This is a genomic window from Rhizobium sp. Leaf321, assembly GCF_001423215.1.
Lineage (GTDB): Bacteria > Pseudomonadota > Alphaproteobacteria > Rhizobiales > Rhizobiaceae > Neorhizobium > Neorhizobium soli.
This window is the reverse complement of sequence record NZ_LMOF01000001.1, coordinates 263568-288124: the sequence shown is the minus strand read 5'-3', so window position 1 is coordinate 288124 and position 24557 is coordinate 263568. Positions and strand designations below refer to the sequence as shown.

The 24557-nt window shown below is 60.9% G+C and carries 22 protein-coding genes; 15 read left to right on the top strand and 7 right to left on the bottom strand.

The genetic code is table 11. The features are described from left to right. Positions 1 to 9: 9 nt before the first annotated feature. Entirely contained in the window at positions 10 to 1080 is a 1071-nt protein-coding gene (locus tag ASF70_RS01245; protein ID WP_062576739.1) for an HlyD family secretion protein, read from the top strand. A 109-nt stretch (positions 1081 to 1189) separates the two neighbouring features. On the opposite strand, the gene ASF70_RS01240 is transcribed toward ASF70_RS01245, so the two are convergent. Then, complete coding sequence (locus ASF70_RS01240) at positions 1190 to 2272, bottom strand: GH25 family lysozyme (protein WP_062576737.1); 1083 nt, start codon at positions 2270 to 2272, stop codon at positions 1190 to 1192. Positions 2273 to 2582: 310 nt separating this feature from the next. Here ASF70_RS01240 and ASF70_RS01235 point away from each other — a divergent pair, with 310 nt between their 5' ends. Beyond that, complete coding sequence (locus tag ASF70_RS01235; RefSeq protein WP_082471679.1) at positions 2583 to 4289, top strand: alpha-glucosidase; 1707 nt, start codon at positions 2583 to 2585, stop codon at positions 4287 to 4289. Positions 4290 to 4342: 53 nt separating this feature from the next. On the opposite strand, the gene ASF70_RS01230 is transcribed toward ASF70_RS01235, so the two are convergent. Beyond that, positions 4343 to 6568, bottom strand: coding sequence for a heavy metal translocating P-type ATPase (locus tag ASF70_RS01230; RefSeq protein ID WP_062576735.1), 2226 nt, complete (start codon positions 6566 to 6568; stop codon positions 4343 to 4345). 240 nt (positions 6569 to 6808) lie between these two features. Here ASF70_RS01230 and ASF70_RS01225 point away from each other — a divergent pair, with 240 nt between their 5' ends. The 8 genes from ASF70_RS01225 (at position 6809) to ASF70_RS01190 (ending at position 13913) form a co-directional block, all read left to right on the top strand. Beyond that, positions 6809 to 7849, top strand: coding sequence for an ABC transporter substrate-binding protein (locus ASF70_RS01225; protein ID WP_062576733.1), 1041 nt, complete (start codon positions 6809 to 6811; stop codon positions 7847 to 7849). A 141-nt stretch (positions 7850 to 7990) separates the two neighbouring features. After that, positions 7991 to 8815 carry an ABC transporter permease gene (locus ASF70_RS01220; protein ID WP_062576731.1) on the top strand — a complete coding sequence of 275 codons (825 nt, stop codon included), beginning with the start codon at positions 7991 to 7993 and terminating at the stop codon, positions 8813 to 8815. Positions 8816 to 8819: 4 nt separating this feature from the next. Further along, a complete protein-coding gene (locus ASF70_RS01215) occupies positions 8820 to 9608 on the top strand; it encodes an ABC transporter permease (RefSeq protein WP_062576729.1) in 789 nt (262 codons plus the stop codon). A gap of 16 nt (positions 9609 to 9624) precedes the next feature. Next, positions 9625 to 10683: an ABC transporter ATP-binding protein gene (locus ASF70_RS01210; RefSeq protein WP_062576726.1), complete on the top strand. Its 1059-nt coding sequence runs from the start codon at positions 9625 to 9627 to the stop codon at positions 10681 to 10683. A 121-nt stretch (positions 10684 to 10804) separates the two neighbouring features. Beyond that, a complete protein-coding gene (locus tag ASF70_RS01205) occupies positions 10805 to 11746 on the top strand; it encodes a 2-dehydro-3-deoxygalactonokinase (protein ID WP_062576724.1) in 942 nt (313 codons plus the stop codon). Between the two features lie 4 nt (positions 11747 to 11750). Beyond that, positions 11751 to 12371, top strand: coding sequence for a 2-dehydro-3-deoxy-6-phosphogalactonate aldolase (locus tag ASF70_RS01200; RefSeq protein WP_062576722.1), 621 nt, complete (start codon positions 11751 to 11753; stop codon positions 12369 to 12371). 80 nt (positions 12372 to 12451) lie between these two features. Continuing rightward, positions 12452 to 12709 (top strand): hypothetical protein, encoded by a 258-nt coding sequence (locus ASF70_RS01195; protein WP_062576720.1) that lies wholly within the window; start codon positions 12452 to 12454, stop codon positions 12707 to 12709. Positions 12710 to 12743: 34 nt separating this feature from the next. Further along, entirely contained in the window at positions 12744 to 13913 is a 1170-nt protein-coding gene (locus tag ASF70_RS01190) for a pyridoxal phosphate-dependent aminotransferase (protein ID WP_062576718.1), read from the top strand. Positions 13914 to 13990: 77 nt separating this feature from the next. Here the strand turns inward: ASF70_RS01190 and ASF70_RS01185 are convergent, their stop codons facing one another. The 5 genes from ASF70_RS01185 to hutI all read right to left on the bottom strand — a co-directional run bounded on the left by ASF70_RS01185 (position 13991) and on the right by hutI (position 19823). Next, positions 13991 to 14494, bottom strand: coding sequence for an invasion associated locus B family protein (locus ASF70_RS01185; RefSeq protein ID WP_062576716.1), 504 nt, complete (start codon positions 14492 to 14494; stop codon positions 13991 to 13993). Between the two features lie 236 nt (positions 14495 to 14730). Next, entirely contained in the window at positions 14731 to 15324 is a 594-nt protein-coding gene (locus ASF70_RS01180; protein ID WP_062576714.1) for a HutD family protein, read from the bottom strand. A 5-nt stretch (positions 15325 to 15329) separates the two neighbouring features. Further along, positions 15330 to 17015 carry a urocanate hydratase gene (hutU, locus tag ASF70_RS01175; RefSeq protein WP_062576711.1) on the bottom strand — a complete coding sequence of 562 codons (1686 nt, stop codon included), beginning with the start codon at positions 17013 to 17015 and terminating at the stop codon, positions 15330 to 15332. A 28-nt stretch (positions 17016 to 17043) separates the two neighbouring features. Continuing rightward, positions 17044 to 18579 carry a histidine ammonia-lyase gene (gene hutH, locus ASF70_RS01170; RefSeq protein ID WP_062576709.1) on the bottom strand — a complete coding sequence of 512 codons (1536 nt, stop codon included), beginning with the start codon at positions 18577 to 18579 and terminating at the stop codon, positions 17044 to 17046. Beyond that, positions 18576 to 19823, bottom strand: coding sequence for an imidazolonepropionase (hutI, locus tag ASF70_RS01165; RefSeq protein WP_062576707.1), 1248 nt, complete (start codon positions 19821 to 19823; stop codon positions 18576 to 18578). The genes hutH and hutI overlap by 4 nt, the downstream gene beginning before the upstream one ends. A 105-nt stretch (positions 19824 to 19928) precedes the next feature. On the opposite strand from hutI, the gene ASF70_RS01160 reads away from it, so the two are divergent. From ASF70_RS01160 to ASF70_RS01140, 5 genes are all read left to right on the top strand, one after another. Next, a complete protein-coding gene (locus ASF70_RS01160) occupies positions 19929 to 21278 on the top strand; it encodes a formimidoylglutamate deiminase (protein ID WP_062576705.1) in 1350 nt (449 codons plus the stop codon). A 77-nt stretch (positions 21279 to 21355) separates the two neighbouring features. After that, positions 21356 to 22072 (top strand): histidine utilization repressor, encoded by a 717-nt coding sequence (hutC, locus tag ASF70_RS01155; RefSeq protein WP_062576857.1) that lies wholly within the window; start codon positions 21356 to 21358, stop codon positions 22070 to 22072. Positions 22073 to 22389: 317 nt separating this feature from the next. Further along, on the top strand, positions 22390 to 22656 hold the full coding sequence (locus tag ASF70_RS01150) for a DUF1488 domain-containing protein (protein WP_062458477.1): 267 nt from the start codon (positions 22390 to 22392) through the stop codon (positions 22654 to 22656). A gap of 93 nt (positions 22657 to 22749) precedes the next feature. Beyond that, a complete protein-coding gene (locus ASF70_RS01145; RefSeq protein ID WP_062458480.1) occupies positions 22750 to 23646 on the top strand; it encodes a transglutaminase family protein in 897 nt (298 codons plus the stop codon). A 74-nt stretch (positions 23647 to 23720) separates the two neighbouring features. Then, complete coding sequence (locus ASF70_RS01140) at positions 23721 to 24548, top strand: transglutaminase family protein (RefSeq protein ID WP_062576703.1); 828 nt, start codon at positions 23721 to 23723, stop codon at positions 24546 to 24548. The last annotated feature ends 9 nt before the right edge of the window (positions 24549 to 24557 follow it).

The following is a 24557-nucleotide window of genomic DNA, read 5'->3' as shown; positions in this document are numbered from 1 at the left end:
AACAGAGCTATGAACGCTGCCTTCAGATCCATTTCCACATACGTCGCGCTGATCGTCGGGATCGTCGGCGTGTTTATCGTGCTTTACGCCTGGAACCTGCCCCCCTTCCACGGCACGGTCGAGACCACGAACGATGCCTATGTCCGCGGACAGGTGACGTTGCTCAGTCCGCAACTGGCGGGAGTCATCGTCGACGTGCCGGTGCAGGACTACCAGAAGGTCAAGAAGGGCGATCTGATCGTCAAGATCGATGACCGCATCTATGCCCAGAAGCTCGAACAGGCAGAGGCGCAACTCGCCACCGCTGAAGCTTCGCTCGACAATTCCGAGCAAAGCCGCAAATCGGCGGAGGCCAATATCGTCTCGGCAAAGGCCGGCATCGAAAGTGCGCAGGCAGCACTGAACGCGGCCAAGCTGACCTATGAGCGCACCGAGACTTTGCTCAAAAACAACGTCACCACCCAAAGCGAGTCGGAGAAGAACCGCGCCGCCTATGACCAGGCGCAGGCGAGCCTCCACCAGGCACAGGCGACCGAACTGGTGGCCGAACAGGACCTCAACACGATCGTCGTCAGTCGTCGTTCGCTGGAAGCGAGCGTCGGAAGCGCCAAGGCCGCGGTCGAACTAACGCGGATCGACCTGCAAAACACCAGGATCATCGCACCGCAGGACGGAACCCTTGGAGAGGTGACCGGCCGCATCGGTCAATATGTTTCCGTTGGCACACAGGTCGCTTCGCTCGTGCCCAATCACGTCTGGGTGGTCGCAAACTTCAAGGAAACCCAGCTGGAGAACATGACCGTCGGCCAGCGCGTGACATTCACGGTCGATGCTCTGGGTCATCAGGCGTTCACGGGAACGATCGAGCGTTTCGCCCCGGCGACAGGCTCGGAATTCTCCGTGATCAAATCCGACAACGCGACCGGCAACTTCACCAAGGTCGCTCAGCGTATTCCGGTGCGCATTGCCATCGATACCGAACAGGCCCTGACGGACCGTCTTGTGCCCGGCATGTCCGTCGTGGCCAAGATCGATATCGCTCAGGAGAGTGCAGCAGCTGCGGAGGTAGAGACGCGCTAAGCCGAAGTGGCGATGGCGTCAGCGGAACCTGCATATCCCGGATAGCAAAACGCCCCGCATCAGACGCTGACGCGGGGCGCTCGCCGATTATCGTCTGAAGTCGATCCCCTCAGTTGCGGGCGACCCAGTCATGCCAATCACCCTCGCCGCCGCGGAAGACGTTGAGATCGATCTTACCCTCGACGCCCTGCGAGAGGCCGGATCCGGAATACTGCCAGAACACCCATCTGCGATCGGGATAGACCACCGACGGATGCTGAGCGACCGCGCGCAGCCAGAATGGGTAGTTGAGGAATTCGCCGCGCAGGTTGTCCTTGTAGAAATCCGGCGCCGTGTAGATCACCGGCCGCTTGCCGTAATGACGCTCCAGCATGTCCATGAAGACCTGCATCTTTTCGAGCACCTTGGCGCGCGATAGACGCATTTTGCAGCTCGACTCGCCGTTATATTCGACGTCGATCACAGGCGGCAGCGCGTCGGGATCTTTCGGAACATTGCGGATGAACCATTCGGCCTGGTCGCTCGCAACGCGGCACCAGTAGAAGAAGTGGTAGGCGCCACGCTTGACGCCGGCCTCCTTGGCCTTGCGCCAGTTGGTCTTGAACATCGGATCCAGATGATCGCCGCCGTCGGTCGCCTTGATATAGGCAAAGTTGGCGCCCTGCGTCCGCAGCTTTGCCCAATCGATATCGCCCTGCCAGCGAGAAACGTCGACGCCGTGAACGGACATCTTTCGTGGCGAGACCTTGCCGAAATTGATCGGTTTGGCATCGCGGAAGCTGTGGCTGTAGATCCGCGAGCGGCCACCCGGCGAAACCCCGAGGCCTGGCCTCATGTCGGGCAGGGAAACCGGAGTGAGCGCCGATACGGGCCGCTGAGCCGGCATCGGCATGCCGACGGTGGTGACCATCGGATTGCCTGGCGCTTCGACCGAAGGACCCGGCGCGATGTTGCGGAACGCCGGCGACTGCGGCACAGGCCCGCCCCACGCCAATGGCTTTTGCGGTGGTGACGGAATGCCGGCCGTCGTCCCGACGTCGACAGCGGGAACCAGCGGAGCCGTTCTTGCAGCCAGACGGGACGTCTTTGCAGACCCGGATGAAGCGGGCACAGCGGATTCCAGATCGCTGCTGGAGGTACATCCAGTCGCAGCGAGGGCCAGAACGAGCAGTGATACAGCCGTAAGACGCATAAGGAACCCGTACTCGATACAAAACGGAATCCGTGCAGCAGACGATCAGCGCCGCACGTTTACTAACGGGACCTTACCGGGAAATACTGAATGCAATCTTTACGGAGGTGCTCCAAGCCCTGAAGGATGACGTCTAGAGAGGCGAAATCGATAACACTTCAGTCACGAGGTCGTCAGGTGAGGGCAATGAGCCCGCGAGGGGCGCCACACGATCGTCCAGGCAGTCTTGATTTGATCCGGAAGACGCTCGTTTGGAACTCTCCATGCGGCGTTGGCGTTCGGTTGTCGAATATATCTCAAGGAGACATGGATGGACCAGTTACGGGATCAGCTCGAGGATCAGCTGGCAGCACTTGTCCAGGAAGCGGCGCCACCCCTCGAACGGCAGTGGTGGCATAGCTCGACCGTCTACCAGATCTATCCGCGCAGCTTCTGCGATCTGAACGGTGACGGCATCGGCGATATTCCGGGCATTATCTCGAAACTGGATTATATCGCGTCTCTCGGCATCGACGTCATATGGCTCTCCCCGATCTTCAAATCGCCGATGGATGACAACGGTTACGACATCTCGGACTATCGCGATATCGCGCCCGAATTTGGAACGCTTGCCGATTTCGATCTGCTGGTTGCCGAGGCTCGGCGCCGGGGCATCGGCATCTTGCTCGATCTGGTTGTCAATCACACGTCCGACGAACACCCGTGGTTTCAGAACTCACGAGCCTCTCTCGACAATCCGTTTCGTGACTTCTACGTCTGGCGCAAGCCGGGTCCTGACGGCGGACCGCCCAACGATCTCCAGTCGACATTCGGCGGCCCCGCCTGGACGCTCGACGAGACGACCGGCGAATACTACCTGCATCTCTTCTCGCGCCGCCAGCCCGATCTGAACTGGGAAAACCCGAAGGTCCGTGCCGAAGTTCATGACATGATGAACTGGTGGCTGGAACGCGGCATTTCCGGTTTCCGGATGGATGTCATCGATTATATCGGCAAACAGGTGGACCAGGGCGTGGTGACCGATGGTGCGCACCTGCACGAATATCTGCAGGCGATGAACCGCGAGACCTTCGGTGGCCGCAACGTCCTGACCGTCGGCGAGGCGTGGAGTGCCACACCTGCATCGGCACTTCTCTATTCCGGTCGCGAGCGGCAGGAACTCTCGATGGTGTTCCAGTTCGAACACGTGACCCGCCAATGGGATGAAACCTACGGCAAATGGCAGCCGAAAACCTTCAACCTCGTCGAACTGAAGTCGGTGCTGAGCAAATGGCAGAACGCGCTGGCCGACGATGGCTGGAATTCCCTGTTCTGGGGCAATCATGACCTGCCGCGTGCCGTTTCGAAATATGGTGACGCTACAGGCTATCCCGTCGAATCCGCCAAGATGCTGGCGACGGTCCTGCATCTGCTGAAAGGCACGCCGTTCATCTATCAGGGCGAGGAAATCGGCATGACCAACATGCCGTTTAGCGCGATCGAGCAGTACCGTGATATCGAGACGCTCAACATGTATCAGCTGCATGTGGATGCCGGCCGTTCGCCGGAGGATTTCATCATGGGCGCCAACGCGAACGGCCGAGACAACGCCCGCACGCCGATGCAGTGGAACAGCGCAGCTTATGGCGGTTTTTCCACCGTAGAACCCTGGATCGGCGTCAATCCGAACTATGCATCGATCAATGCGGACGTGGCGATGAGCGACGAGCGTTCGGTCTGGAACCATTATCGCCAGCTGATTGCCTTGCGGAAATCCCATCCGGTCATCGTCTACGGCAAATACCAGTCGTGGCTCGACGACAATCCCGACGTCTTTGTCTACACCCGCAAACTGGACAGGGACCTGCTGGTCGTCATCGGCAGTTTTTCAGCCCGCGAGGTAAGTCTGGATCTGCCGGAAGAGCTGCGCGTATCCGGCAGTTGCCTCATCTCCAACGAACAGCCGATCGAAGCGCTCTCGGAGACGATCGTTCTCAAGCCGTATGAAGCCTTCGCCATCCTGCACCGGATGCCATGACGAAAAGTTTTCAGTCTTAGAGAGCCCTGCGCCCGGAGGCGTAGGGCTCTCATCTACTTCCGCAACAGCCTCAGCGCATTGATCGTGACCAGCACGGTTGCGCCGGTGTCGGCGAGGATCGCCGGCCAGAGCCCGGTTATGCCGATCACCGTCGTCACCAGAAACACCGCCTTCAGACCGAGCGCGATGGTGATGTTCTGATGGATGTTGCGCATCGTCTTCTTCGACAGGGCAATCATTGCTGCGATATCGGCCACCCGGCCATGCAGCACAGCGGCGTCGGCGGTTTCGAGCGCAACATCCGTGCCGCCGCCCATGGCGATGCCGACATCCGCCTCAGCCAGCGCCGGCGCGTCGTTGATCCCGTCCCCGACTTTGCCGACGACGAAACCGTCACGCTTCAGTTCGCCAACGATCCGGCTCTTGTCTTCCGGGAGCAGGTCAGCGCGGACCTCGATCCCCAGCTCCTGCCCGATTGCAACTGCCGTGCGCGCATTGTCGCCGGTCAGCATGACCGTTTTCACGCCCGCTTCGGTGAGAGCCAGAAGCCCAGCCTTGGCATCGGCGCGCGGCTCGTCGCGCATGGCGATCGCACCGGCGAGCACGCTGCCGACGATCAGCACGGAGACGGTTTTGCCCTCGTCGTTGAACGCTGCGACCCGGCGGCTGTGCGCCATCGACATCGACACCCGCTCGGCGGCAGCCTTGGGAGAGCCGAAGAAGACGTCCTGTCCCTCGACCTCTGCTGTCAAACCTTTTCCGCCGAGCGCCTTGCCATCACTCGACTGCGGAATGACAACTTCGTCTTCTTCAGCTTTCGCGAGGATGGCCTTTGCAAGTGGATGGCTGGAGCCGATTTCCAGCGCGGCCGCAAACCGCAGCACTGAATCGGCACTGTGGCCGAAAGCAATGACATCGGTGACCTGCGGCCGTCCCTCGGTCAGCGTGCCGGTCTTGTCGAGGGCAACAACGGTCAGCTTTCCGAGTGTCTCGAGCACCGCACCGCCCTTGATCAGGAGGCCACGGCGGGCACCGGATGAAAGCGACGCAGCGATCGCCGCAGGCGTCGAGATGACAAGTGCGCAGGGGCAACCGATCAGCAGAATGGCAAGCCCTTTGTAGATCCACTCGTTCCAGTTACCACCGGCAATGAGCGGCGGCAGGATGGCGACCAGAGCGGCAACCGCAACGACGCCGGGCGTATAGTACCGCGAAAAGCGGTCGATGAAGCGTTCGGTCGGCGCCTTCTTTTCCTGCGCCTCCTCAACGAGGCGAACGACGCGGGCAATCGTGTTGTCTTGCGCAGCGGCGGTGACACGCACCCGAAGCGCGCCATCGGTGTTGATGGTGCCGGCAAACACGACATCGTCGACGCCCTTGGCAACCGGCGTGCTTTCGCCCGTCACGGGCGCCTGGTCCACCGCGCTCTGGCCTGACATGATGACGCCATCGGCGGATATCCGGTCGCCCGGCCTGACGAGGATGATCGAACCGATCGCAAGGCTTTCAGCCGGCACGGTTCGCGTCTGGCCGCCTTCCTCCAGAAGTGCTTCCTTCGGCACCAGAGCGGAGAGGCTTCTGATGCTGTCGCGTGCCTTTCCGGCGGCAACGCCTTCCAGCAATTCGCCGACGAGAAACAGGAAGACGACGGCCGCCGCTTCTTCCGACGCATCGATAACAACGGCGCCGACAGCGGCGATCGTCATCAGCATTTCGATCGAGAACGGCGTGCCGGCAAGCGCTGCCATGATCGCGCGCCGCGCGATCGGCACCAGACCGATCAGCATCGCGGCTGTGAAAATATAGGCCTCGTAAGCGGGAAACAGGTGGCCGAGCCCATAGGCAACTGCAAATGCCAGGCCGGCAAAAATGGTCAGTCGGCCCTTGGCAGATTTCCACCATGGGCCCTCCATCGGGCCATGGTCATGGCCATGCAGGCCTTCAGTGGCGGCTGTGTCCCGCTCATGATGGGAATGGTCATGACTGCTTCCATGATCGTGATCATGATGGTCGGCGTGATCAGCAACGGGAATGACCGGCTCAGCCGAACGATTCCGCTGCGAAAGCTGTCTCAGCGGATAACCGAGACCGGAAACACGCTTTTCGACGGCGCTAAGATCGACGCTGTCATTGTGGCTGACCGTCATCGTGCCCGCGGCAACCGATACCGAAACATCCTCGACGCCGGGCATGCGGCGGACAGCCGTGTCGATCTTGGTGGCGCAGCTGGCGCAGTCCATACCGCCGACCTTGTATCGCGCCTGATTTACTGCCGTCATCGTGCTGGTTCCCTGCCGTTCGTCTCAGATCACCTCTCGTGTCTACAACCTCTAGCCACTAGAGCTGCAAGAGGGAAAACGCCCACACGTGCGTTCCTATTGCAGTGCATATCCACATGGATATTGCGCGTGCACAATTATTGAGCTTGCGGGGAAAGCGATGAAAAAATACTGTCGTTCTACGCTCGGCGCTGTCCGAGCAGCCAATTCAACACCGATTGTTCGACAAAGGATCACCTCATGAAGGCTCATCGCCTTACCAAGTTTGCAGCGCTTGCAATTCTTGCCACGTTTTCCGGCGTCGCCTCGGCCAGTGCCCAGACGAAGACCTTCACCATTTCCTGGTGGGGCTATAACGGCGACAAGATGAAAGCCAACATCATCGAGCCATTCAAGAAGATCTGCGGCTGCGACATTGTGTTTGAAACCGGCAACAATGCCGACCGCTTGAACAAGCTGAAGCTGCGCGACGGCAAGGGCGTGGACGTGATCTACCTCTCGGACAGCTTCTCCCAGCTCGGCGTCGCACAGGGCCTGTTTCAGGAAGTCGACGCATCCAAGATCCCGAACCTTTCGGAAATCTACGAACTCGGTCGCAATCCGCAGGGCAAGTATGGTCCGGCCTACACGATCGGCCGCGTCGGTCTCGTCTATGACAGCGCCAAGGTGGATCCGGCGATTACATCCTGGGCCGATCTGTGGCGCGCCGACATGAAGAGCTCGGTCTCGCTGCCGGGGATTACCACCACGGCCGGCCCGATGGTCGTGTTGCAGGCCGGCAAGCATGCGGGCGTTGATGCCTACGAGGATTCCGAAAAGGCTTTCGAGGCGATCAGCGAGTTGAAGCCGAATGTGGTCAAGAACTACAATACCGGCTCCGAACTGGTGAACCTGATCTCGACCGGCGAAGTGCGCGTGGCCCTGGCGCAGGATTTCACGCTTGCTTCGATGCAGGCAGCCGTCAAGACCATGACCTGGGCGACACTGAAGGAAGGCGATATCGCCACCCTGAACATGGTGAATATTCCGAAAGGCTCCGAGAACGTCGAACTGGCGCACCAGTTCATCAACTTCGTTCTGTCGAAGGAAGTTCAGCAGAAGGAAGCCGAACAGGGCGTCGATGCGCCGATCAACAGCAAGGTCGAACTTTCGCCGGAACAGGCCAAGATGTGGACCTATGGCGCTGACCAGGTCTCGAAGCTGGGCCGCATCGATTACGCCAAGCTGAACGACGCCAAGACCGACTGGATCGACCAGTGGAACGAGGTTTTCGGCCAGTAATCCCAGTCACAGACGACGAGCCCTCTCCTCGATCCAAGGAGAGGGCTTTTCCTGATCCGGGCAGGGATTGCGGAGCACATCCGCTGCGGGAACGCCGGTGCCGGAAAGTCGCGGGGCAGCCCGGAATTTGAAAGAACAGACATGAAGCGTTTTGCCAAATGGGGGCTGACGATGCCGGCGACGATTGCTGTCGTCGTCGCTCTCGTTATTCCGGTTCTCTTGACCATCGCCACCACGTTCGGTGAGCCGAAAGGCGCCTTTTCGACCTACACCGCCTTCTTCAACAGCGGCTTCCGCACCAATATCCTCTACCGCACGCTGCGTATCGCCCTGATCACCACCGCGATCTCGCTGGTCATCGGCTTTCTGACGGCTTATGTGATCGCCCGCATGCCGGGGCGACTGAAGTCTGTCGCCATCATCGCTGCGGTTTTCCCGCTTCTGACCGGCGTGGTGGTTCGCTCATTTGCCTGGCTGATCATTCTGGGCAAGAACGGTATCGTCAACGACACGCTGATCTCGCTCGGCATCATCTCCGAGCCGCTGTCCATGCTCTACACCGAGGGTTCGGTGATCGTTGCGATGGTCTATCTGTTCGTGCCGCTGATGATCCTCACCCTGACCGGTGTGCTCGAGGGCATTCCGCGCGAAGTGGTCGAAGCCTCAACCTCTCTGGGTGCGACGCCGATTGCCACATTCTTCCAGGTCATCCTGCCGCTTGCCGTGCCGGGCCTCATCGTCGGCGCGGTCCTCGTCTTTACCGGCAGCTTCACCTCCTACGCGACGCCGCAGCTGCTGGGCGGCGAGCAGATGATGATGATGGGAACGCTGCTCTATCAGCGCGCTATGGTCACCTTCGACTGGGTGGGCGCGTCCACCATCGCAGCGATCATGGTGGTCATCACCATTGCCGTGGTGACGATCATGAGCCGCATGGCGCGGCGCCTCAATCCGATGGCGGTATGACAAGATGACCACACGCATCCATCCCCTCCTCGGCGCGTTCGCCGCCCTCGTCTTCCTTTTCCTGCTCGCGCCGCTCGTCATCATCGTCGGCGCGTCGCTTTCCGACACGTCCTACCTGACGTTTCCGCCGCAGGGCCTGACACTGCGGTGGTTTGCCAATATCTTTGAGATCTCCGCCTTCCGGAACACGGCGATTACAAGCTTCCAGGTGGCGATCCTCGGAACGGCGCTGTCGCTGCTGATGGGTATTCCTGCAGCCTATGCGCTGAACCGATACCGCGTCGAACTGCCGAAATGGCTTTCCACGCTGTTCGTCCTGCCGATCCTAGTCCCGGAAATCGTGTTCGGCTTCTCGCTGCTGAAGTCGATCACCATCGGCTTCGGCCTCCCGGTCTATCCGAGCCTAATCCTCGGCCACGCGCTTCTGGTTCTGCCCTATTCCGTGCGCGTCGTCGGTGCGAGCCTTGCCGCCTTCGATTTCTCCGTGGAGGAAGCGGCAATCAGCCTTGGTTGCCCGCCGCTCAAGACCTTCATGACTGTGGTGCTGCCGAACATTCGCGCCGGCGTCATCGCCGCCTTCATCCTCGCGTTCATCACCTCGATCAACGACGTGTCCATCTCGGTGTTTCTGACCGGTCCCGGCATTTCCACGCTGCCGATCCAAATTCTGGCCCATATGGAGCAGTTTTTCGACCCCACCATCGCCTCCGTCTCCGTGCTTTTGATGCTGGTGACGGTTGGCGTGATGGCCATCGTCGAAGCCACGCTCGGCCTCACCTTCCTGACCAAGTAAGACGAGTAGAACCCTTTTGACCGTATCGCTCACCATCGAAAACCTTTCCGCCCATTACGGATCGACACAGGTCCTCAAGGACCTGTCGATCTCGGTCGCGGCCGGCGAACTCGTGTCGCTGCTTGGCTCATCCGGCTGCGGCAAGACGACGACGCTGCGGATCGTCGCAGGCTTTCTGGAGCCGACCAGCGGCCGCGTGCGGCTTGGGGATCGCGATCTCACCACGCTTCCGGCGCATGCCCGCGATATCGGGCTCGTGTTCCAGAACTACGCACTCTTTCCTCACCTGACGGTGATGGAAAACGTCGCCTTCGGTCTGAAGCAGCGCGGCATTGCCAAACCCGATCGGGCCAAGCGCGCGGGAAGCATGCTCGACCGCGTCGGCCTTTCGCATCTTTCCGACCGCCTGCCGTCGGCGCTGTCCGGTGGCCAGAAGCAACGGGTGGCGCTTGCCCGCGCGCTCGTCATCGAGCCCCCGCTCCTGATGTTCGACGAGCCGCTTTCAAACCTCGATGCCAAGCTGCGCGTGGACATGCGCGTCGAGATCCGCCAGTTGCAGAAGGCGAATGGTACGACGTCGCTTTATGTCACCCATGACCAGGAAGAAGCCTTCTCGATCTCCGACCGCGTGGCGATCATGAATGCGGGCCGCATCATGCAGCTCGACACGCCGGAAGTGCTCTACCGCAAACCGGCCAACGCCTTCGTCGCCAGTTTTGTCGGGTTCGAAAACCTCATTCCGATGAAGGTGTTCTCCCGCGATGGCGTAACCGTCACAGCCGAGGCTGCCGGTGGTGCGAGACTGTCGTTCTCGCAGGATGTCTTCGGTGCGATCAAGGACGATTTCGTTCTGGCGACCCGCGCCGACGGCCTTATTGCCCGGGAGTCCGGCGAAGGCATTCCCGCGACCCTTGGCACCCGCACCTATCTCGGCCGCGCCTACCAGTACAAATGCGAGACCGTCGCCGGCGAGATCACGGCCAATGGAGCACTGTCCGAACCCTTCAACCCTGGTACAAGTGCCGTTCTGGTGCCTGTACCGGAACAGTGCTGCATCCTCGATCCCGAAGCCTAAGACTCGATTTACAAACCTCAAGCCCCTCCTCAAAAGTATGACTTTTCGCAGCACTTACTCTCGACAAGGCGGGCCTGCCCGCGCTATCGAAGGCCAAAATGTTCGGGGAGGAAACCGAGAGATGCCAGAGCCTAAGTCGATCATCCTAGATTGGGGCACGAGTTCGCTCCGTGCCGCGCTCGTATCTGAAACGGGCGAAACGCTCGATACCCGGGATACGACAAGCGGCGGCATCCAGTTCGTTAAGGATGGGGCTTTCGAGGCCGCCCTGATGGAAACGGTCGGGGCATGGTTCGACGCGCACGGCGCAATCCCAGTCCTCGCGAGCGGCATGATCACCAGCCGCAATGGCTGGATCGAGGTGCCTTACGTCGATGCGCCCGCGGGTCTTGCCGAACTGGCAGCCGGCACGCGGCAGATCACGCTTGCCAACGGCGCCATCGTCACCTTCCTGCCCGGCATGCGCGATCCCGCGGCACAGCCGTTTCCGGACGTGATGCGCGGCGAGGAAACGCAGATCGTCGGCTTCGGGCTGGACAAGAACCGGACCCTCGTCCTGCCAGGCACCCACAGCAAGTGGGCGCGCGTCGAGAACGGCCGGATCGCCGGTTTCCAGACCTATGCGACGGGTGAAATCTTCGCATTGCTGACCAAGCATTCCTTCATCGCCAAGGCATCGGAACCGGCACCGGGCACGGACCCGCGCTGGGAGGCATTCGACCGAGGCGCCGAATTTGCCGCAAGCGATGCGCGTGCCGCCGACGCATTTCTCTCTGCCGTCTTCAGCGCCCGCACCGGCGTGCTTGCCTGCGTTCTCACGCCCGAAGATATCGGCGACTACGTTTCCGGTCTCGTCATCGGTTCGGAGTTCCGTCAGGCCCGCGCGGCAGGCTGGCTGAAACCCGACGAAGCTATCGGCATCGTCGGCAACAACGTGCTGAACAGCCGTTACAGCCGCGTCGCGCCGCTGTTTGATCTTGATATAGAGCCGGGCCCAACAGAAGCTGCCAAGCGCGGTGTCCAATTGATCGCCGGACAGTTGCAACTGACGAATAAAGGATAGTTCGATGACGTTCCAAGACGCGCTGCAAGCCTGCAATCTGGTTGCCATCCTGCGCGGCATCACGCCTGACGAGGCCGAGCCGATCGGCGAGGCGCTGATCGAAGCCGGCTGGCGCATCATCGAAGTTCCGCTCAATTCGCCGGACCCGCTGAAGAGCATCGAAAAACTGCAGAAGCGGTTCGGTGACCAGGCGCTGATCGGTGCGGGAACGGTGCTGACGACCACTCAGGTCGCAGACGTCGCCTCGACGGGCGCAACCGTCATCATCTCGCCGAACGCGAACCTCTCGGTCATCGAAGCGAGCGTCTCGCGCGGCATGATCAGCCTGCCGGGCGTCGCGACGCCGTCGGAAGCCTTTGCGGCAATCGGCGCCGGTGCGACCGGCATCAAGGCCTTTCCGGCGGAAGCGATCCCGCCCATGGTCATCAAGGCCTGGCGGGCGGTTCTGCCGAAGGATATGCCGGTTCTGGCCGTTGGCGGGATTACGCCTGACAACATGAAATCCTTTATCGACGCCGGCACGAACGGCTTCGGCATCGGCGGATCGCTTTACAAGCCGGGTGACGATGTTGCGTCGGTGGCGGCCAAGGCCAAGCTATTTATCGAGGCGATGCGCCGCATCTGATACCGAATCAACGCCATGCGCCAATCCGCGCATGGCCTTTTTCGACCAATCGGCGTAAAGCAGCGGTTCTTGAATCAGCAATGCACCGCATCCTTATGAAAATCCTTCCTGAAGAGCAGTTTTCCGAAGACGAACCGCAGTTCGAGGATGACATGGGCGAAGACGAACTTGTCCAATCTGCGTATTTCCTGATCGAGGCGCTGACCTTCGCCCCGGTGGCGAAACCGGGCACGCCCGAAGAGCCGTCGAAACCATCGCCAAATCAACGCTTTCGGACCGAAGGTTCCGTGTCCGATGCGGCCTGCAACCGGTTGACCGTACGTCGGAACTTGGCCTAGGCATAGTTCCCCGCCATACTCAGCCGAGATTCGCATGACGATCATCCGACCCGACATCAGCGCCCGCGCTGCGGCCGCTCCGCGTAGCGGTATTGGCGAAATCGTCACCTATGCACGCGGTCGTGACAACCTCATGCCGCTGTGGATCGGCGAAGGCGACCTTGCGACGCCCGACTTCATCACCCGGGCGGCCAGCGACGCGCTTCTCGCAGGCGAGACATTCTATACGTGGACGCAAGGGATCCCCGAGCTTCGTCAGGCGATCCTGCGCTACTACCAGCGGCACTACTCAGCCGATCTGTCGGTCGACAACATCTATGTCACCGGGTCCGGCATGCAGTCGATCGTGCTGGCGATCCAGACGGTCGCATCGGCCGGCGACGAGGTGATCTATCTGTCACCGGCATGGCCGAACGCTGCCCATGCCGCAAGCGTCTCCGAAGCGAAGGCAGTGCCTGTCGCCCTCGATTTCATCGATGGCCGATGGGTACTCGATGCGGGCCGACTGGAAGCTGCGATCACGCCGAAAACCCGGGCGCTGTTCATCAATACGCCATCCAACCCGACCGGATGGACGGCAACGAAGGACGATCTCGAGGCAATCCTCGGTCTTGCGCGCAAGCATGGTCTCTGGATCATCGCCGACGAAATCTACGGTCTCTACTATTTCGAGGGCACGCGGGCGCCGTCGTTCATGGATGTCATGGATGCGGAAGACCGCATCATCTTTGCCAACTCGTTCTCGAAGAACTGGTGCATGACCGGCTGGCGTATCGGCTGGGTGGTGGCGCCCGCCGAGATCGGGCAGACGCTCACCAATCTCATACAGTATTCCACGTCAGGCGTTGCGCAGTTCATGCAGAAGGGGGCGATCGCGGCACTCGACCTTGGCGACGAGTTCATTCGCTCCAATGTCGAGCGTGCCCGAACCTCGCGCGACATTCTGTGTGACGCGCTGGTCGCCACCAACCGTGTCGAAACGCGAAAGCCCGAAGGCGCGCTCTACGCGTTCCTGAAGATCGACGGCGTAACAGACAGCCGCGCCGAAGCCTTCAGGATTGTCGATGAAACCGGCGTCGGCATGGCGCCGGGCACCGCATTCGGCCCCGGCGGCGCCCCCTTCATGAGAGCATGTTTTCTGCGCGACCCGAAGCAGATCGAAGACGCGGCCGAGCGGCTCTTCGCCTATATCCGCCGACGCTGACCGGACGAGCTCGTAAAGATCGGCGATGGGCGAATGCCGGTTTCGCACTCCACCCATCAGCGATCTTGAGATCGACGTCAGTTGCACTGACCGGCCTGGTTGAGGGCTGCGGTCACGCCGCTGAGCGAGAACGTGTAGGATGTGCGGGTGCCTCTCCCCGAGACGGCCTGAAGCGTCATATTGCTTCCCGTACGCATGGCGTCGATCATCGCGGAATCATTGCTTTCCTGCTGCGTCCAGCCGGAGTTGCCCCGCGGCGTCATGGCAAAAGATTTGCCATCGATCGTGACCGTTATCTGTGAGCTGTTTTGAAGATCATATCCCATGATGGCCTGCGGATAATATCCGCTGCCCGAAGGCTTGGGCGCCACGAGGAAGAAGTTATCGCCGTGGTTGACGCTTGCGGGCGTCGCCTGTTTCGGAATGGTCAGGACGTAGCAGCTTTTCGAAGCTCCCGCCTGATAGGAATAGACGTTCCAGTCGCCGAACTGCCTCAGCATCGTCGGGCTCGGCTGGGCAAATGCCGGCAGGGCAATCACGGCTGCAAAGAGAGGCGCAAGGGCGAAAGGTTTGAAGGACATCTCGTCTCCTGTTGGGAATGGCAAGGGAAATACGGGTACGAATGCATCCGTAAGTGATCCCATAGGGGGAGGAGGCGGTTACCGGAAAGTTAAAACTTTCAGCTTCTGCGCCGTCGCCTCCGCCAAACCCGGTCTGGAACCGGGCAGATGTGATCACCCGAAAGAGACGAAATATCGCGTTTCCGGTTCTTTAGCGCGATCGCTGCGGCCAGCCTCACGGCATCTTCACAAATGCGTCAAACCTGTAACGAAACCGAGGCTTTTTGCCGTGAGGCGATGCGGACAAGAAAAGTCCGGCTTGATGGCGCCTGACTAAGTTCGATCTCCGAATCGCCCGGATGCAGCAGGATCGCATCATACGCGCCAAGCAATGTGCCGTCTTTCAGCACCAAATCCGACGTCGGCAGAACCAGGGTCACGTCCGAACCGTTCGACGTAATGACGCGTTCACTGGCGGGGAGCATCGTCACGCCGTGAATAAACTTTCCGCGCCGGGTCATGACATTGAGATCGGTGATCGGGCCAGAGAGCAGCCTTGCGCTGGTCACTGCATCGGCCGGAAACGCGTGGGGCGGCGTGTCGGGGCGCAGAACACGATCGGGCTCGCCCTCGACCGAAAGCTCGATCCCGTCGCCCGTCAAAACGCTGAGGGTCCGGTCTATGTCCGCGAACACAGAGAACGGACCGTCCTCGGCCACCGTCGCCATGCTGATACGCCAGTCGAAATCGTCGACCGACGCAGCCTCGGGAAAGACGGCGATCTCCACCGTCTCGCCCTTGCCGTTCTTCCAGGGCATCCGCTTATGGTCCGATGCACGCAGGATGCGCATGCGCGTCAGTTCCCGAGGATGCCGGGCAGGCGAAGGCCCTTGTCTTCGGCGCAATCGATCGCGATCTCGTATCCCGCATCCGCATGACGCATGACGCCGGTCGCAGGGTCGTTCCACAGGACACGTTCGATCCGGCGTGCGGCATCGTCGGTTCCGTCGGCGCAGATGACCATGCCCGAATGCTGCGAATATCCCATGCCGACGCCGCCGCCATGGTGCAGCGACACCCAGGTGGCGCCTGATGCGGTGTTGAGCAGCGCGTTGAGGAGCGGCCAGTCGGACACGGCATCCGAGCCATCCTTCATCGCTTCCGTCTCGCGGTTCGGCGAGGCGACGGAGCCGCTGTCGAGATGGTCGCGGCCGATGACAACAGGCGCGGACAATTCACCGCTTCTCACCATCTCGTTGAAGGCGAGGCCGAGCTTGTGGCGATCCCCCAGACCCACCCAGCAGATCCGCGCCGGAAGTCCCTGGAAGGCGATGCGTTCTCGCGCCATGTCCAGCCAGTTGTGCAGGTGGGTGTTGTCGGGCAGCAGTTCCTTCACCTTCGCATCGGTCTTGTAGATGTCCTCAGGATCGCCTGACAGGGCCGCCCAGCGGAACGGGCCGATGCCGCGGCAAAACAGCGGACGGATATAGGCCGGAACGAAGCCCGGAAAGGCAAAGGCATTTTCCAGGCCTTCATCCTTGGCGACCTGGCGGATGTTATTGCCGTAGTCGAGCGTCGGCACGCCGGCATCCCAGAACGCCACCATCGCTTCGACATGCGCCTTCATCGATGCGCGGGCGGCGACCTCCACCGATTTCGGATCGCTTTCGCGCTTGGCCTTGGCTTCCTCGACGGTCCAGCCGATCGGCAGGTAGCCGTTGCGCGGGTCATGGGCGGATGTCTGATCGGTGACGATATCCGGGCGAGCGCCGCCGGCCTTCATGCGGGAGACCAGTTCGGGGAAGATTTCGGCGGCATTGCCGAGCAGGCCGACCGATTTCGCTTCGCCCGCCTTGGTCCATTGGTCGATCAGCCCCAGCGCTTCGTCCAGCGTCTTTGCCTTGGCATCGACGTAGCGGGTGCGCAAACGAAAATCGATGCGGGTCTCGTCGCATTCGACCGCAAGGCAACAGGCGCCTGCCATGACCGCGGCAAGCGGCTGTGCGCCGCCCATGCCGCCGAGGCCGCCGGTCAGGATCCACTTGCCATTGAGGCTGCCGCCATAATGCTGGCGGCCAGCTTCCACGAAGGTCTCGTAGGTACCCTGAACGATGCCCTGTGTGCCGATATAGATCCACGATCCGGCGGTCATCTGGCCGTACATGGCCAGGCCCTTCTTATCCAATTCGTTGAAATGGTCCCAGGTTGCCCAGTGCGGCACGAGGTTCGAGTTGGCAATCAGCACGCGCGGCGCATCCTTGTGGGTGCGGAACACGCCGACCGGCTTGCCGGACTGCACGAGAAGCGTCTCCTCCTGCGTTAGCGTCTTCAACGTCGCGACGATCTTGTCGAAGTCGTCCCAGGTGCGGGCGGCCCGGCCGATGCCGCCATAGACCACGAGTTCATGCGGGTTTTCCGCCACATCGGGATCGAGGTTGTTCATCAGCATCCGAAGCGGCGCTTCGGTCATCCAGCTTTTGGCATTGAGCTCGGTGCCCCTGGGCGAGCGGACATCGCGGATGTTGTGGCGTGGATTGGTCATGACGTAGCTCCCCAATTTTTTCTGATGATCAAACTTCAAGGACCGGCAGGATGCCCGGCGAGATGGCACGGGCGAAGGCGCCGGAGGCCACCAGTTCACTTGCGGCCTTTAAATCCGGCGCCATGTAGCGGTCATCCTCGAGCGCCGGCACCGCTGCGCGCAACACGGCAACGGCCTTCTCGAGTTCAGGGCTGGTCTTGAGCGGCCCACGCAGTTCGACGCCCTGGACGGCTGTCAGCGCTTCGATCCCGAGAATGCCGAACAGGTTTTCGGTCATGCCCAGCAGGCGGCGAGCGCCGTGGCAAGCCATCGACACGTGGTCCTCCTGATTGGCGGAGGTCGGCGTCGAATCTACCGAGGCGGGATGCGACATCTGCTTGTTCTCGCTCATCAACGCAGCCGACGTGACTTCCGCGATCATAAGCCCTGAGTTGAGACCGGGCTTCTTCGAGAGAAATGCCGGCAGGCCGTAGGAGAGAGCAGGATCGACCAGAAGCGCGATACGGCGCTGGGCGATCGCACCGATCTCGCAGATCGCGAGCGCCGTCTGATCCGCGGCAAAGGCGACCGGCTCCGCATGAAAATTGCCGCCGGAGACGACGGAATTGTCTGACAGAACCAGCGGATTGTCAGTGACGGCATTTGCTTCGACTTCCAGCGTCCTTGCGACGGACCGCAACAGATCGAGGCAGGCGCCGTCGACCTGCGGCTGGCAACGGATGCAATAGGGATCCTGAACCCGCTCGTCGCCTTCGATATGGCTTGCGCGGATTTCTGAGCCCTCAAGCAGGTTGCGAAGTGCGGCGCCGGCATCGATCTGGCCCTTGTGGCCGCGCAGGGTGTGAATGTCAGGGTGGAACGGAGCGGACGACCCCATCGCCGCGTCGGTCGACAGGGCGCCTGTAACAAGTGCCGTCTGGGCGGCGCGATGCGTACGAAACAGGCCCGCAAGCGCCAGTGCGGTGGAGGTCTGGGTACCGTTGATCAGCGCCAGTCCTTCCTTGGCGGCAAGCACGACGGGTGTCAGCCCCACCTTGGCGAGCGCATCGGCCGATGCCAGCCGCTCTCCCTGCAGGAAGGCCTCGCCTTCGCCCATCATGGTGGCAGCCATATGCGCAAGCGGTGCCAGATCGCCGGATGCGCCGACCGAGCCCTTTTCCGGAATGACCGGGATGACGCCCTTTTCCAGCATGCCCTCGATCAGGCGGATCAACTCAATCCGGACACCGGAGGCGCCGCGGCCGAGCGAGATGAGCTTCAGCGCCATGATGAGACGTACCACATTCTCCGGTAGCGGCGCCCCGATGCCGCAGCAATGCGAGAGGATGAGATTGCGCTGCAGGGTGGCGAGATCGGCACTGTCGATCTTGATCGAGGCAAGTTTGCCGAAGCCGGTGTTGATGCCGTAGACCGGAGCATTTCCGGCAGCGATCTCCGCGATCCGTCTCGCCGCCTTTTCGATACCGGCATCGAAGGAGCGATCGAGAACTGCTGAACCAGTGTTCCAGTAGAGATCGGAAAGCTCGGCTAGAGTAACGCTGCCGGGGTGAAGCGTGATCGTCATAGCTGTTGACCTCTAAAGACGTTCGAATGAAGCGGGTTGAAGCCGATGCGGTAGACCAGCTCGGCCGGTCGCTGGATATTCCAGATGGCGAAGTCTGCCGATTTGCCGGACTCCAGCGTGCCGGTCTCGGAGAGAAGACCGAGTGCCCTCGCCGCCTCGCGCGTTGCACCTGCGATGCATTCCTCGACGGTCAGCCGGAACAGTGTCGCCGACATGTTCATCGTCAGCAACAGCGAGGTGAGCGGCGACGTGCCGGGATTGCTATCGGTCGCAATCGCGATCCGGACGCCGGCATCGCGCAGCAGCTGGACCGGCGGCTTCTGCGTTTCGTTGATCGCATAAAACGCGCCCGGCAGCAGAACCGCAACCGTGCCCGACGCCGCCATCGCGGCCGCACCTTCGGCATCGAGGTATTCGAGATGATCGGCGGACAAGGCATCGTAGGATGCAGCCATCGCGGCACCACCGAGATTGGAAAGCTGTTCGGCATGCAGCTTGACGGGCAGACCGAGCGACGTTGCGTGATCGAACACCCGCCGCATGTCCGCAACCGAAAACGCGATGCCTTCGCAGAACCCGTCGACTGCATCCACAAGGCCTTCCGCATGGGCAAGGTCCATAGCGGGCAGCACCACGTCGGTAATGTAGTCGCCGTTGCGTCCACGGTATTCGACGGGCGTTGCATGGGCGCCAAGGAACGACGTGACGACGCGGACCGGGCGGATCTTTTCGAGCGCCCGGGCGGCGCGCAGCATGTTGAGCTCGCCTTCGACCGACAGGCCGTAACCGGATTTGATCTCGAGCGTCGAAACACCTTCCGCGAGCAGCGTATCGACCCTTGGAAGCGCGGCCTTCACAAGCCCGTCGACGGAAAGGGCATTGGTCGCCTTGACGGAGGAGACGATGCCACCGCCTGCGCGCGCGACTTCCTCATAGGTCGCCCCTTCGAGCCGCATTTCGAATTCCATGGCGCGATCGCCGCCGAAGATCAGATGCGTATGGCAGTCGATCAGACCGGGCGTGATCACCCTGCCCTCCACGTCGATGATCTCGTCGGCTTCCAGAAAGGTTGACGGCAGATCGGACTCTGCGCCCGCGAAGACGATCCTGCCCCCTTCGACCGCAATGGCACCCTGCTCGATGAGAACAAGACCTCGCGCCTCGTCCGCAAGTGTCAGCAGACGGGCGTTGCGCCATAGGCTTCTGGTTGGCGCCACCGGTGAATTATCGCTATTCTCGACCACGAAGCCTTCCTCTTTTTGTTTTAATGTATATACATAAAAAACCAAGGCAAGAAGAATTTGCAAGCGCCTGCTGACCGCAGACGGGACCGACAAATGGAGTTGGCAATGAACACCATTTTTGCAGAAAACGCACTCATCGGCGGGGAATGGGCGAGCAGCACTCGCCTGACGATAGAGCATGGCACCGTGCAGTCGATCGAGCGTAGCGCCATGCCCGCGGCCTCCGACGAGCGGCACCGGCTGATCGTGCCCGGCATGGCCAATCTCCACAGCCATGCTTTCCAGCGCGCCATGGCGGGACTGACGGAGGTTCGCGGATCGACAAGCGACAGCTTCTGGAGCTGGCGCACGCTGATGTACAAATTCGCCCTGTCCATGACACCTGACGATATCGAGGCGGTCGCAGCGCAGCTCTATATGGAAATGCTGGAGGCGGGCTTTACCCGCGTCGGCGAGTTTCATTACCTTCACCACGACCGCGATGGGCGCCACTACGCCAATATCGCCGAGCACGCGGCGCGGATTGGTGCGGCAAGTGCTGCGACCGGGATCGGCCTCACCCTGCTGCCAGTCTTCTACGCCCGCTCCGGTTTCGGGGGAATGGCACCGACGGAGGGCCAGCGACGCTTCATCAACTCGGTCGAAAGCTTTTCCACGCTGATGGAGGAATGCCGGAAGATCACGTCTGCGCTTCCCGGCGGCCAACTCGGCATCGCGCCGCACAGTCTGCGGGCCGCGACGCCGGAAGAACTGCGGGACGTTCTGCCGATGGCAGGTGGAGGCCCGATCCACATCCATATCGCCGAGCAAACGAAAGAGGTCGAGGACTGTATCGCGTGGTCGGGCGCACGTCCCGTCGAATGGCTGCTCGCCAACATGCCGGTCGATGAGCGCTGGTGCCTGATCCACGCTACCCATATGACCGACGCAGAAACGCGCGACATGGCACGCCGAGGGGCAATCGCCGGTCTCTGCCCCGTCACGGAAGCCAATCTCGGCGACGGCATATTTCCGGCACCGGCGTTTCTCGAGGACGGCGGCCATTTCGGCGTCGGCTCGGACTCGAACATCTCGATTTCCGTCGCCCATGAGCTTCGGCAGCTCGAATATTCGCAGCGTCTGGGACTACGCTCGCGAAACGTCGTGGCCCTGCCGCAGCAATCGACGGGGACGCGCCTGTTCCAGGAAGCGCTGAAAGGCGGCGCCCGCGCGCTGCAGTCGCAGGACGACATCGTATCAGGTGCATCGGCGGATTTCGTCTCGCTCGACCTTGAGGCCGCCCCCTACCTTTCGGCAGATCAGGTTCTCGATCAGTGGATCTTCGCTGATACGATCAAGGTGGATTGCGTCTGGGCGGCGGGCAAGAGGCTGGTGACGGGCGGTCGGCATGTGAGCCGAGAGACGATCCTGCCGAGGTTCCAGGCCGTGATGGCCGCTCTGCTTGACGCCGGCTGACCGGATATGGTGGAGAAGCCGTTTGATGCAGAAAGCCGAAGGACTTCGCCTTGACCGGAGAAAAAGACATCAAGGCGATGCGTGCGGTGGGCACACTGCACCAGAAGATCCTGGGCAACATCGAGAACAATATCGTCAGCGGCGAATGGCCCCCGGGCTACAGGATCCCTTTCGAGGTGGAGCTCGCCAAGCACTACAATGTCTCGCGGATGACCGCGAACAAGGTTCTGACCCAGCTTGCCAATGCCGGACTGATCGAGCGGCGCAAGAAATCGGGCTCCTTTGTTGCCCAGCCGCGCAACCAGGCTGCCATTCTTGAGATCTACGACATCGAAGTTGAAGTCCGCGCGCTGAACAAGGACTACCATTTCCGGATGGAGGAATGCCGGGAGCGGAAGACTGTGGCAACGGACCGGCTGCGCCTGAGCGTCGCCGGCAAGGAAAAATCCATCTACGTCGTCTGCCTGCATTTCGCCGACGGGAAGCCGTTCTGTCTCGAGGAACGACTGATCAATCTGAAGACCGTGCCGCAGGCAAAGGACATGGATTTCTCGACGGTTTCACCGGGCAAGTGGCTGATCGCGCAGATACCATGGACCGCTGCGGAACATCGGATCTCGGCCCAGCTTGCGGACGAAGAGCTGGCAAGGCGGCTGGAAATCACGCCGCAGTCTGCCTGCCTCGTGGTAGAACGCAAGACCTGGGACGTTTCCGGCCCGGTGACGTCGGTGCGGTTCAGCTACCCTTCCGACAGCCATGCGATCACTGCGCGCTTTGCTCCGGCCTCGAGCTGAGACCGGCTTGCCCACCCCAAGCATCCCTTGCCAATTCAGGCTTAAAATGCGGTCTGTCGCAGCAGGCTCGCCATTTCGCGTTGGACTTCGGGGGCTCAACGTGACCTAGTCATATGGTTCGTCGGCATAGGATGCCATCGATCCGGCGTTTGGAAAATTGGCGGCGCTGCCTCAATACGGACTGCGGGACCAAAAAGCCGGTTACCTGCGAAACGTCACTGGGCTTGTTATCATCGACTAAGCGGATGGCAGCAAGATACCCGACATGCAAACGTGGTAGTCCGACATTCGGAGCCATGCTGACGACAGAGGCTGCCATGACACTTTCTTTCCCAAATCCCGCGCGCAGTTACGATGAATCGAAAAGACGCGTCCGCTTTCTGGGTCATGACGGCATGTTCGAGGTTCGGTTCTTCGTCGCTGCTGAAGTTCTCAGCAGCAACCTTGTTGAAAGAACTGCCGTCAGCGATGATTATCTTGCCTCTTTCGATGCGCTACGACCGAAGATCCTGAAGGCGGCCCAGGCTGCCTACAAGGCGAAAAACGCACAATCCATCATGCTAGATCTCGAGAATTTCAAATGAACAGACTTCTGCTGAGCGCCATCGCTCATCGTCCCGACATGATGTACTTTTCCGATCTGACCCAATGTCAGTCGAACTCGGCTCGGTGATCGCATGACGATCTTTTCGGTTCGTCACCTTACGTCCTACCAGTATCATAAGCCGGTCGAGTTCGGCGAACACAGGCTGCTGTTCCGACCAAGGGACAGTTTCGACCAGACGCTGCTCGTGTCGCGCCTCGAGGTCTTTCCAAAGCCTGCCTATGTCCGCTGGATCCATGACGTGTTTGGGAACTGCGTGGCGCTGGTCGGTTTTGAGGGTGCGTCTCAGAAGCTCCAGTTCGAAACGACCATCAGGCTCGATCATACGCCGCAGCTCGCGATGGATTTTCAAATCGACGAGGAAGCCCTCACCTATCCCTTCACCTATGACCCGGTGGAAGCGTTCGATCTGGAATGCACCATCCGTCGCCATTACCCGGATGCCAACGACGAGGTTGGCAAATGGGCGCGGCAGTTCGTCAAACCCGGCCAGCCGACCGAGACCGGCCGATTGCTGATGACACTCTGCTACGCGATCCGTGAAAGCTTCGTCTATGCCCGTCGCCACGAACACGGCACCCAGGCACCGCTCGAGACGCTGCAGCTGCGTCGCGGGACCTGCCGCGACTTTGCGCTTTTGATGATGGAAGCCGCACGGGCCCTCGGCCTCGCTGCACGTTTCGTCACCGGCTATATCTACGTTCCCGATCGCGACGGATCGACGACGCTTGGAGGCGGGTCTACCCACGCGTGGTGCCAGGTCTACCTGCCGGGAGCCGGATGGGTGGAATTTGATCCGACCAACGGCATTGTCGGCAACCGCGACCTCATTCGCGTCGGCGTCGCCCGCGACCCGAAACAGGCTATCCCGCTTCGTGGCAGCTATGACGGTGAGGCGGAAGATTTCAAAAGCATGTCAGTGCAGGTCAACGTCACGACCGACGAGTTCCAGGCCAAACTTCATGGCTAAACGGAACCGTATCAACGCCCGGGCATTGCCGCATTGCTGCCATCTCGTCAACGGTATTTAGGAGACATCGCTTCATGAGGATACGCGCCGGTTTTCATCTGGGCTATGAATGCCAACAGCCGACTGCCATGCTTCTGGCGTTGAATATCCACCCCTCCCGTCGCGTAGATCTACTGACCGAACAGGTGCTGACTTTCGACAGACCGATCGAAGCCTGGGGTTATCAGGATGTCTTCGGGAACGCCTGCAGCCGCATCGTTGCACCGCCCGGCCTGACGACGATCTCGACGGAGTTCGAGATCTATGACACCGGGCTCCCGGACCCGATCCCGGAAGATGCGCAGCAGCACCTCATCCAGGATCTACCCGACGACGTTCTGGTGTTCCTGCTGGGCAGCCGTTATTGCGATACGGACCGTCTGTCAGACTTCGCCTGGAACACGTTTTCCTCGACTGATCTGGGCTGGCCGCGCGTCAAAGCCATTCTTGATTTCGCGCACAACCGCATTGCGTTCAACTATCAGAACGCCGATTCGCTGCGGACCGCGTTCGGCGGCTTCAACGACCAGACGGGCGTGTGCCGGGACTACGCGCATCTGGCGATCACCCTTTGCCGGTGCATGAACATTCCCGCACGCTACTGCACGGGTTATCTCGGCGACATCGGTGTTCCCAAGGATCACAATCCGATGGACTTCAGTGCATGGTTCGAAGTCTATCTCGGCGGACGCTGGCACACTGTCGATGCCCGTCACAACAAACCTCGTATCGGCCGGATCCTGATGGCGACCGGTCGCGATGCGACCGATGTCGCGTTGTCGACGGCCTTCGGCCCGGCGATCCTGGCAAGGTTCGAAGTGATCACGGATGAAGTGCCGCTGGGTGGCGACGGGCAGGCGTAATAGCCGCGC

Excerpts from the sequence above, each read along its gene's own strand:
- ASF70_RS01215 (WP_062576729.1), top strand. The coding sequence starts at position 8,820 with ATGACCACACGCATCCATCCCCTCCTCGGCGCGTTCGCCGCCCTCGTC.
- ASF70_RS01150 (WP_062458477.1), top strand. The coding sequence starts at position 22,390 with ATGACACTTTCTTTCCCAAATCCCGCGCGCAGTTACGATGAATCGAAA.
- ASF70_RS01225 (WP_062576733.1), top strand. The coding sequence starts at position 6,809 with ATGAAGGCTCATCGCCTTACCAAGTTTGCAGCGCTTGCAATTCTTGCC.
- ASF70_RS01185 (WP_062576716.1), bottom strand. The coding sequence starts at position 14,494 with ATGTCCTTCAAACCTTTCGCCCTTGCGCCTCTCTTTGCAGCCGTGATT.
- ASF70_RS01140 (WP_062576703.1), top strand. The coding sequence starts at position 23,721 with ATGAGGATACGCGCCGGTTTTCATCTGGGCTATGAATGCCAACAGCCG.
- ASF70_RS01180 (WP_062576714.1), bottom strand. The coding sequence starts at position 15,324 with ATGCGCATCCTGCGTGCATCGGACCATAAGCGGATGCCCTGGAAGAAC.
- ASF70_RS01160 (WP_062576705.1), top strand. The coding sequence starts at position 19,929 with ATGAACACCATTTTTGCAGAAAACGCACTCATCGGCGGGGAATGGGCG.
- ASF70_RS01200 (WP_062576722.1), top strand. The coding sequence starts at position 11,751 with ATGACGTTCCAAGACGCGCTGCAAGCCTGCAATCTGGTTGCCATCCTG.
- ASF70_RS01240 (WP_062576737.1), bottom strand. The coding sequence starts at position 2,272 with ATGCGTCTTACGGCTGTATCACTGCTCGTTCTGGCCCTCGCTGCGACT.
- ASF70_RS01195 (WP_062576720.1), top strand. The coding sequence starts at position 12,452 with ATGCACCGCATCCTTATGAAAATCCTTCCTGAAGAGCAGTTTTCCGAA.
- hutH (WP_062576709.1), bottom strand. The coding sequence starts at position 18,579 with ATGACGATCACGCTTCACCCCGGCAGCGTTACTCTAGCCGAGCTTTCC.
- ASF70_RS01190 (WP_062576718.1), top strand. The coding sequence starts at position 12,744 with ATGACGATCATCCGACCCGACATCAGCGCCCGCGCTGCGGCCGCTCCG.
- ASF70_RS01220 (WP_062576731.1), top strand. The coding sequence starts at position 7,991 with ATGAAGCGTTTTGCCAAATGGGGGCTGACGATGCCGGCGACGATTGCT.
- hutC (WP_062576857.1), top strand. The coding sequence starts at position 21,356 with ATGCGTGCGGTGGGCACACTGCACCAGAAGATCCTGGGCAACATCGAG.
- ASF70_RS01235 (WP_082471679.1), top strand. The coding sequence starts at position 2,583 with ATGGACCAGTTACGGGATCAGCTCGAGGATCAGCTGGCAGCACTTGTC.
- hutU (WP_062576711.1), bottom strand. The coding sequence starts at position 17,015 with ATGACCAATCCACGCCACAACATCCGCGATGTCCGCTCGCCCAGGGGC.
- ASF70_RS01145 (WP_062458480.1), top strand. The coding sequence starts at position 22,750 with ATGACGATCTTTTCGGTTCGTCACCTTACGTCCTACCAGTATCATAAG.
- ASF70_RS01245 (WP_062576739.1), top strand. The coding sequence starts at position 10 with ATGAACGCTGCCTTCAGATCCATTTCCACATACGTCGCGCTGATCGTC.
- ASF70_RS01230 (WP_062576735.1), bottom strand. The coding sequence starts at position 6,568 with ATGACGGCAGTAAATCAGGCGCGATACAAGGTCGGCGGTATGGACTGC.
- ASF70_RS01205 (WP_062576724.1), top strand. The coding sequence starts at position 10,805 with ATGCCAGAGCCTAAGTCGATCATCCTAGATTGGGGCACGAGTTCGCTC.